The organism is uncultured Senegalimassilia sp. (assembly GCF_934632265.1).
Classification (GTDB): Bacteria; Actinomycetota; Coriobacteriia; order Coriobacteriales; family Eggerthellaceae; genus Senegalimassilia.
In genome coordinates this window covers 1-5,789 of record NZ_CAKTYH010000118.1, presented here as the reverse complement: position 1 = coordinate 5,789, position 5,789 = coordinate 1, and the positions used below count along the sequence as shown (strand labels likewise).

The window sequence follows — 5,789 nt, the reverse complement described above, 5'->3', positions numbered from 1 at the left end:
GAGGATACCGAAGCTGAGGTCGGGGAGCTTCTTCCCCGAGGACGTGGTCGAGCGCTACCAGCGCGTCGACCGCGCGGTCGTGTCGGCGGCGGCCGAGATGTACGCCACCGGCACCTCGACGCGCAAGGTGCAGCGCATCGCGGAGAAGCTGGGGATATCCAGGCTGTCGGAGGACCAGGTCAGCGCCATAGCGAAGGACCTCGACGCCGACGTGGCCGAGCTCATGGGCCGCGACCTGTCCGATGCCCGCACGCCGTACCTGTGGCTCGACGCCACCTACGTCAAGTGCAGGCGCGACGGGCGCGTCGCCTCGACCGCCGTCGTGACGGCGATAGGCTGCGACGAGGGCGGCTGGCGCCGCGTGCTGGGACTGTCGGCGGTGGACACCGAGTCGTACGACTCGTGGCTCGGCTTCCTGCGCCGCATCAAGGGACGCGGCGTCCACGGCGTGCAGCTCGTGACCTCCGATGCGCACAAGGGCCTGGTCGGCGCCATCGAGGAGGTGTTCCACGTTGTCGCGCGAGAGCGACTCGACCTGCGCCATCAAAGGTCTAAATCGACCCACTCGTCAAAAGTGATGGAATCGCGGTTGCACCGCGTCTGCCAGTAGCAGGTGAGGCCTGGCTTGACCAGAAGTCTCTGGCGTTGGTAGTCGTCATAAGTCGCGACCTCAGCCGGCAATGCGGGACGTGGGCCCACGATGCTCATCCCTTTTGTCAAGACGAAAAAGCAAGGCAGGACGGGGATTTTGCGCAGGTGGAGAGGATTGCCGGCAATTTCGATGGAGCATTTCGAGCCGCCTGGGACGCATTAGAGAATCGGAATAGCGCATAGCCTCAAACGCGCGGAGCGCACCGTTTCCCCTATGCCTGATGCCAAAATCGTCTCATTGGGACCCGTTTCCCAATGAGACGATTCTTCACAAAGAGCATTCAGGCGCATGAAAACGTGGAAGAGGCAAGCAAACGCACTTCCACGAATTCGCCCATGGCGACCACGGTATAATCCAACGAGACAAGCAACGAACGGGAAAGGCGGCGCGGATGAACCTGGGCAGCGAAAGCGAGACCGTAGAGTTCAAGAAATCCACTGGCGAGCATAAAGAGGCACTGCAAGCCATCAGCGCCATGCTGAACAAGCACGGCCGCGGCGAGCTCTACTTCGGCGTCAAAGACGACGGCAGTGTCATCGGCCAGGACGTCAGCGACGCAACGCTGCGCCAAGTGACGTCGTGGGTGTCCGACAAGATCGAGCCTGCAGTGTTCCCGACGGTCGAGCGCCTCGATGCCGATGGCGGGCTGCGCTACATCAAAGTTGCCTTCTCGGGCGCCGACGCCCCCTACTCTGCCGACGGCCGCTACTTCACCCGCGTGGGGACCTCAAACAAAGTGCTGTCGGCCTCGGAGCTGAGCGCCATGGTCCTCAAGCGCGAGCGCGCCCGCAGCCCGTGGGATTCCCTGCCGTCCGGCAGGCCCGTCTCCGACGCCGACGAGCGGGCGGTGCGCGACTTCGTCGAGCGCGGCGGCAGGGCCGGGCGCGTAGGCGGCGGGTTCACCAGCGTAGAGGACACCCTGGCCAAGCTCGACCTCATCGCGCCCGACGGCAGCCTCAGAAACGCCGCGGTAGAGCTGTTCTGCGAGGGGTCCGACACCTACCCCAGGATGAAGCTGGGGCTTTTGGGCGGCAACACCAAGACCAAGATCCTCGATTTGCGCCGCGAGTGCGGCGCCATGCTCAAGCTGCTCGACTTCGCCGAGTACTTCGTGACGTCGAACATCAGGCGCGAGTTCGTCATCGGCGAGACGGGCATGTACCGCAAGGAGATCCCCGAGATCCCGGCCGAGGCCATCCGCGAGGCGGTTGCCAACGCGCTGTGCCACCGCGACTACACAACCGGCACCGCCGTCGAGGTGAACGTGTTCATGGACACCGTCCAGATCGTGAGCCCGGGCCTGTTCCCCGAGGGCGACTCGCCGCAAGAGCACCTCGACAGCACCGCGAGCGAGTTCTGCCTGCGAAATCCCGCAATCGCGCGCGCCCTATTTCGCGCCGGCGTCATCGAGCAGTACGGCACGGGGATACCGCGCATCAAGGAGACCTGCGAGGCCGCGGGCGTGAGGTTCCGCTTCGAGCAGACCGTCAACAGCACCGTCGTCGTCTTCGAGCGCCCCGGATCGCAAAAGGCGACTTTCAGAACCGCGGCCGACAACCGACCGCTCCTCAGCGAGCGCGAACAGGCAGCGATGGCGATTGCCGCCGCTCAGGGGAAAATCACGACCTCCGACCTCGCGCGGGAGGCCGGCGTCGGCAGGAAAACGGCCGCGAAGACCCTGAAAGACCTTGCCGGACGAGGCCTGTTGGAATGGTCAGGGAAAAGCCCGAAAGACCCGCACCAATTCTACAGGATGCCAAGCGGAGTTTGAGGCTGCAGAGCCTAGCCGGGAAACAGGCCCGTTGCGTTTGCTGCCGTCCCCCTGCTGGGCACTACTGAGTAATCTACTGGGCACTACTGAGTAATCTACTGGGTAGTACCCAAGCGCGAGTTGGCAAGTCCGCCAAAGTCCAGAGAAACGGTCCCGAAGAATATATTGCCCTCGATCAGATTCTCAGAAAATAGCTCATCGGTGGTTTTTGTGGTCTGAGGTGTCCGTATAATTGCAACGCATGAGGCTTGTGCGACTTACGACGAACAACAAGAGGGCAAAACGCCGACAGAAGGGAACCTCCATGGCCGACAAATACGAGGAGATGGCGCAGCAGATGCGCGCCGACGGCGTCGATGAGGCGATGATCGCGAGGTTCGTTGCCAAGGAGATGCAGGAAGACGAGTTCCGCCGCGGTCGGGGCATGACCGACATCGAGGCCGCCCGTGCGTGGAAGCGCATGCCTGAAAACATACAGCAGCTGTTGTTGGGGCAGCGTCTTCTGCCTCAACTGCGGCACGGCGTCGTTTGCAAGCGGCTACTCGCTGCGCATACGAGACGGCTTCGTGCTCATCGAGGGCAGGTGCGCCGCATGCGGTGTCGAGATCGCCAGGCTCTGCGACTAGGCCAGGAACTTTTCCGACAAAATCAAAGACCTCACCTTCAGGGTAACCGAACGCTCCACTTTCCTTCGCAGCGAAATAGGCAAGTCGGCTTCTCAAAGGTTATGGAGTCGCGGTTGCGACGGGTTTGCCAGTAGCAGGTCATGCCCGGCTTCACCAGCAGCCTTTGGCGCTGGTAGTCGTTGTAGGTTGCCACCTCGTTGGGCAACGCGGGTCGCGGGCCCACGACGCTCATCCCTTTTGTCAAGACGAAAAAACACTAAAGGCGCCGATATGCTGGATTGTTGGCTTGACCTGCAGGTTTTTGTATTGCCGATGGCACTGCGGGCAGCGTGTTGCGCCAGCGAATCGCGGCTGCCGCTTTGCGCATAATAAAAACGCCCGACGATGATTCGAAGGGTCGGGTCGAGCCCGAGGACGGCCTCTCTCCCCTAAACGGAATCGTCCCATTGGGGCGAATTCCCAATGGGACGATTCTCCGCAAGCGGCGCGCGGCTACATGAACTTCGACAGCCGAAGCCGGCTAATGCTGCCTTCCGCCAAAGCCGGCCGCCGCGAAGCCGCGGCTCCTCGTTAGGTCCCGAGCATCCCCAAAGCGCCATCCGGCCAGCCTGCCGGAAAGGGCCCGCCTTGGACGTTGACGTTATCGGGCGGCCAAGGGGAGCGCTCCCCGCCTCCTCCCCCTGGAACCCCACCGGCCGCATGCCCGCTCAAGCGCCGCGGGGCTGTTGCCCGGGACGCACCGCTGCGCGCCGCACGCGCGACATCCCCCACAGAATTCCGGGCGACATCGGCCCGTCGCCGGCAATTCGGTGGGGATGCCGGCCCTCGCGGGCCTTCGCGAATCCGGCGTTCCGCGCCGCCTCCCGGGCATATCGGCAGACAAGCCGAGCAAGGTGGCCTTGCATCGGCGGCCGATCGGGGAAACCCAGGCAAAAGCCCGCGGCGTCGCAAGGCTCCGCAGAAGCTTTTGCGGGAACGGAGGACCCGCGCCGGCAGATCGCGGCGAGCATGCCGCACGCCAGCGGCCCTACCGATCGCCGCCCGCGGCCGCACTTGTCCAAAAGGCCCCGAAAACGGCCTTGGGACGGGCAGCTGCGCCGGCGCAAGTGCACGGAGCGCAATTGCGGCGCCGGATGCGCCGCAGGAAAGGAGGCGGGGATGTACGCGAACCCCAAGGAGACGACGTCGCTCAGGCTGGACGGGACAATGAAGCGCAGGAGCAGGGAGCTGCTCGCGCTGCACGGGATGACCCTGACGGAGGCGTTCGAGGAGTACATGGACGAGCTCGTCTACCGGGGCGGGCCGCCCATGAGGGCGAGCCGCGAGGCGAAGGCCAACACCATGAGGATCAGGTTCGAGGCCTTCATGGAGAGCGGCTTCGGGGCCGGCGAGGAAGGCGAGCGCCCTGGGGAAGGGGGCGCAAGATGAGCTGCGGCGCGAAGATGAGGAAGCTGTCGGTGAGGATCGACGCCGACCTGAAGGCGGCCTTCGAGGACACGCTGCGGGGCATCGGCGTCGACCCCACCTGCGCGATGAGGAGCTTCGCCTTCCAGATCGTGCTCGAGGGTGACATCCCCTTCGGCCCCGTCGACGCCGGCTTCGAGGCGAGCGGCGGGACCGCGGTGACGTCGGTCAAGATCCCGGAGGACGTCGCCGGCGAGATGGAGTCCGTGCTCAAGGGCCTGGGCACGAACTTCTCGCAGGCCGTGAGGCTGCTCGCGCTGCAGACGACCGCGCTGGGAGGGATGCCGTTCGCCGCCGGCATCCCCCGGAAGGCGAGATGAGGGGCGGCCGGCTTCGCGGAAAGCTCTGGGCGCTTTTCCTCGGCAAGGCGCCCTGCCCGCTTGAGCATGCTGAGGCAGGCAGGGCGCCGATGCGAATGCCGCACGAGCATGGGCGAAGAGATGTCTGCTGTATGTGCAAACGACTCAGCTGACCGTTTTGCGCACGAGGTTATCAAGCAAGTTCGTCTTCGACTCCGAGACGCCTGCGCAGCCCGAGGTAGCTTTCCTCGGAAGACGCGCCGGTGTGCATGATCTCCATGATGCGCGCGCCCACGTTGCTGGTGAGCCGGCCGATGGATTGAGACGGATCCTGGTTGAGCGCCCGCTCGTTCATAACCGCGACCCCAAAACGTCGCGCAAGTTCTCCGACTTTCTCGTTATGCTTCACGTTGAAGCCGAGGACATCGCTCGCAAGCTTTTCGACATAACGACGTTTGCCGCCGACATAGCCGTTACCGAGAATCTCCTTCTCATTGGGCAAGACGTACTCCTCCAACGCGTCGTCGAGGTGCAGCAGGAGATACAGCTCGAAGCTCGGGTTCGTCACCGCAACCTCGGCAACCCCGGAGAACATGCCGAGGTCGGACGCATAACGCTCGGAGTCGCCCTTGTACACGTCGGCATCGAAGAACACGACGATGCGGTCCGTCTCGGGGTCGAACCCAAACATATCCGCATTGCCTCGAATGAGCCGTGCCTGCTCCAGGAGCTTCTTCGGCGCGGACTGGTTTCTCTCGTTGCCGGTCCTCTCCACGGGCCTGAGCTCGATGAGCTCCGGGGCGTTCATCTTTGCGAGCCGCACGGCGAGCGACTCCAGGTACCAATACTCGGTGTTCGGCCCCTCGCCGATGAAGAAGCACTTCGATTTCGGTTTCCTACCTGTTAGCGTCAATATAGTTTGCGCCGTATTTGCCAATTTATCGCGCCAAGCGGACCAACGTATATGCGCCGCCCGC

At 63.8% G+C, this 5,789-nt stretch carries 7 protein-coding genes and 1 pseudogene; 5 read left to right on the top strand and 3 right to left on the bottom strand.

Features of this window, described 5'->3' with window-relative positions; translation table 11 throughout:
• The coding region (locus Q0H50_RS08035) for a transposase (RefSeq protein ID WP_294421213.1) at positions 1-610 on the top strand (610 nt) is incomplete at its 5' end.
• On the opposite strand, the gene Q0H50_RS08030 is transcribed toward Q0H50_RS08035, so the two are convergent.
• Positions 544-708, bottom strand: a complete 165-nt coding sequence (locus Q0H50_RS08030) for a sugar transferase (RefSeq protein WP_294421212.1) — start codon at positions 706-708, stop codon at positions 544-546. The genes Q0H50_RS08035 and Q0H50_RS08030 overlap by 67 nt on opposite strands.
• 335 nt (positions 709-1,043) lie before the next feature.
• Between Q0H50_RS08030 and Q0H50_RS08025 the strand changes: the two genes are divergently transcribed.
• Positions 1,044-2,423, top strand: a complete 1,380-nt coding sequence (locus tag Q0H50_RS08025) for an RNA-binding domain-containing protein (RefSeq protein ID WP_294421210.1) — start codon at positions 1,044-1,046, stop codon at positions 2,421-2,423.
• A gap of 304 nt (positions 2,424-2,727) precedes the next feature.
• The gene (locus Q0H50_RS08020; RefSeq protein ID WP_294421215.1) at positions 2,728-3,183 is read left to right on the top strand and encodes a hypothetical protein; all 456 of its coding nucleotides are present in this window, start codon (positions 2,728-2,730) and stop codon (positions 3,181-3,183) included.
• Between the two features lie 14 nt (positions 3,184-3,197).
• Here the strand turns inward: Q0H50_RS08020 and Q0H50_RS08015 are convergent.
• Positions 3,198-3,281: pseudogene (locus Q0H50_RS08015) on the bottom strand (sugar transferase); the annotation flags it as partial.
• Between the two features lie 926 nt (positions 3,282-4,207).
• Here Q0H50_RS08015 and Q0H50_RS08010 point away from each other — a divergent pair.
• Positions 4,208-4,477 (top strand): hypothetical protein, encoded by a 270-nt coding sequence (locus Q0H50_RS08010; RefSeq protein ID WP_294421208.1) that lies wholly within the window; start codon positions 4,208-4,210, stop codon positions 4,475-4,477.
• Positions 4,474-4,833 (top strand): type II toxin-antitoxin system RelB/DinJ family antitoxin, encoded by a 360-nt coding sequence (locus tag Q0H50_RS08005; RefSeq protein ID WP_294421205.1) that lies wholly within the window; start codon positions 4,474-4,476, stop codon positions 4,831-4,833. Before Q0H50_RS08010 ends, Q0H50_RS08005 begins: the two co-directional genes overlap by 4 nt.
• Before the next feature lie 172 nt (positions 4,834-5,005).
• Here Q0H50_RS08005 and Q0H50_RS08000 read toward each other — a convergent pair whose 3' ends face one another.
• Positions 5,006-5,749: an RloB family protein gene (locus Q0H50_RS08000; RefSeq protein ID WP_294421201.1), complete on the bottom strand. Its 744-nt coding sequence runs from the start codon at positions 5,747-5,749 to the stop codon at positions 5,006-5,008.
• Positions 5,750-5,789 lie beyond the last annotated feature (40 nt).

Coding starts and splice junctions, on each gene's coding strand:
- Q0H50_RS08030 (WP_294421212.1), bottom strand. CDS start 708: ATGAGCATCGTGGGCCCACGTCCCGCATTGCCGGCTGAGGTCGCGACT.
- Q0H50_RS08025 (WP_294421210.1), top strand. CDS start 1,044: ATGAACCTGGGCAGCGAAAGCGAGACCGTAGAGTTCAAGAAATCCACT.
- Q0H50_RS08020 (WP_294421215.1), top strand. CDS start 2,728: ATGGCCGACAAATACGAGGAGATGGCGCAGCAGATGCGCGCCGACGGC.
- Q0H50_RS08010 (WP_294421208.1), top strand. CDS start 4,208: ATGTACGCGAACCCCAAGGAGACGACGTCGCTCAGGCTGGACGGGACA.
- Q0H50_RS08005 (WP_294421205.1), top strand. CDS start 4,474: ATGAGCTGCGGCGCGAAGATGAGGAAGCTGTCGGTGAGGATCGACGCC.